The organism is Nostoc sp. UIC 10607, from assembly GCF_047228265.1.
GTDB lineage: Bacteria > Cyanobacteriota > Cyanobacteriia > Cyanobacteriales > Nostocaceae > Nostoc > Nostoc foliaceum_A.
Genome location: NZ_JBIQNW010000168.1, coordinates 1 through 1993, shown reverse-complemented (window position 1 = coordinate 1993; position 1993 = coordinate 1). Strand labels below are relative to the sequence as shown.

The window sequence follows — 1993 nt, the reverse complement described above, 5'->3', positions numbered from 1 at the left end:
ATCAAAAGCCATTTGATAAACTTTCAAGTCTTTATGACTTTTAATCGGTTCTTTCTCCATCTCCTCTGCCCCTCTGCTCCTCTGCCCCTCTGCTCCTCTGCCCCTCTGCCCCCCTGCTCACTCCTTTTCCAACATGCGATCGCGGAGGGTGCATGTTGGCAACGGAATAGACACTATTGCGCTGCCGATGAATTTTGCTTGTCTTTGGTATCGCCTCTGATGCGTAATCCAAGCGATAACCATTTACAGGGTGCTAACTTTCAGTTATAGTTAGCCGTAACTTATTATAGGCACAATGCAACTATAACTTTGACTTGGTGCAAAGATAGTTTACAAAAGTTGCTCAGGCGGTTGCATATTATCGTTTTAACGAAGTATTGAGGTATTGCTGCACAAGTATGCCTTCGGGAAAACTTTTCTCCCTGATCAGGTGCCTGTCCCTCAATCTCTAAGATTCGGATCATGTATAATTGCAACCGCCTCGATGCAGAACCGTCTGGGAATACAAATTGTCTGCTTTAATTACAAAAATCATCCACGCGGATATCCCGCCAGACATCAGAAACCTGCCAGCCGGAATTACCCACCGATTGTACTGGAGGATTGTCAAGCAATGGAATATAGTCAGGAACTCTAGGTTCTGAAATCGCTACTGGTTTTTCCTCAACCTCAACCACAGGGGCTGGAGAATTGACAGTATTAGCTTCAAGAAGTTGGTCTTCAGCCTCCTCGATTAATTTCATCTGTCTCAGCGTGAGCTTGTCGGATTTTTTGATGATTTTCTTAGTGTGTATCTCATTAGAAGTTTTCATTGGCTGTTCTCTCGAAGGCATTGGCTTAAAATTTGTCTGAGTAAATTTGGGAGAAGTTAGGTATAAATAATTTGCACAGAATTAACAAGGTACACCAAATTTATGGAAAATACGAGTCTCTTGTTGAGGAATTTATTAATTGGACATAAATATCTTTTTCGGGCAGATGCCCTAACATAACCTGTTGCACAGATGTAAGTATTAAGCGATCGCTTCTTTCCTCATGACTGTATGTCAATACTGTTTTGCAGTTTTGACTCCTAATAAGCAGATAATAGATGGTTGAGAGTTCTCGCTGTGGAGGAACAGCGTTGAGAAACTTATCAGGTGATAAAGGAAAAATCCTGGTAGTAGATGACGAAGCCAGCATCCGGCGGATTTTACAGACCCGTCTAGAAATGATTGGCTACAGTGTAGTTACAGCTAGTGATGGTGAAGAAGCTTTGTCAGCTTTTCGCCTGTTGACCCCTGATTTGATAGTTCTGGATGTGATGATGCCAAAGCTGGATGGTTACGGTGTCTGTCAAGAATTACGGAAACAATCAGATGTGCCAATCATCATGCTTACAGCCTTGGGAGATGTAGCAGATCGGATCACTGGGCTGGAATTAGGGGCTGATGATTATATGGCGAAGCCTTTCTCTCCAAAGGAATTAGAGTCAAGAATTCGCTCGTTGCTGCGACGAAGAAACGATAGAACAACTACTGCTGCTATTTCAAATTTGCGAGTAATGGTTGTAGACAATCTCAAAATTGATACCAATAAGCGACAAGTCTACAAAGCAGGTGAGCGGATTCCATTAACGGGTGTAGAGTACAGCTTACTAGAGTTATTGATGAGCTATCCGGGCAAATCTTTTACTCGTGGAGAAATATTGCAGCAAGTGTGGGGTTATAACCCAGAACAACATGCAGATACTCGTGTGGTGGATGTGCATATCTCACGTCTGCGCTTGAAGTTAGAAGATGACCCGGAAGATCCAGAATATATACTCACAGCAAGGGGAAGTGGTTACTTTTTTCAACGAATTGCTCAATTAGAGCATTAATCTTTAAAGTGCTAAATAGTCTGTGTTAATTCTGCTCTGTCTGCGGGAAAACTAAAAGGTAAGGATTCAGGTGGCAGAGTATTGACAAAGGGAACACTTGAGGGGGAATATCACAAATATGAACCAAAACCT

General features: G+C 42.4%; 2 protein-coding genes. One reads left to right on the top strand and one right to left on the bottom strand.

The genetic code is table 11. The features are described 5' to 3' along the window. Positions 1 to 518 precede the first annotated feature (518 nt). Positions 519 to 812 carry a hypothetical protein gene (locus tag ACEYW6_RS36105; protein ID WP_412983590.1) on the bottom strand — a complete coding sequence of 98 codons (294 nt, stop codon included), beginning with the start codon at positions 810 to 812 and terminating at the stop codon, positions 519 to 521. 278 nt (positions 813 to 1090) lie between these two features. Here ACEYW6_RS36105 and rpaB point away from each other — a divergent pair, with 278 nt between their 5' ends. After that, positions 1091 to 1861, top strand: coding sequence for a response regulator transcription factor RpaB (rpaB, locus tag ACEYW6_RS36100; protein WP_412983589.1), 771 nt, complete (start codon positions 1091 to 1093; stop codon positions 1859 to 1861). Positions 1862 to 1993 lie beyond the last annotated feature (132 nt).

Excerpts from the sequence above, each read along its gene's own strand:
- rpaB (WP_412983589.1), top strand. The coding sequence starts at position 1,091 with ATGGTTGAGAGTTCTCGCTGTGGAGGAACAGCGTTGAGAAACTTATCA.
- ACEYW6_RS36105 (WP_412983590.1), bottom strand. The coding sequence starts at position 812 with ATGAAAACTTCTAATGAGATACACACTAAGAAAATCATCAAAAAATCC.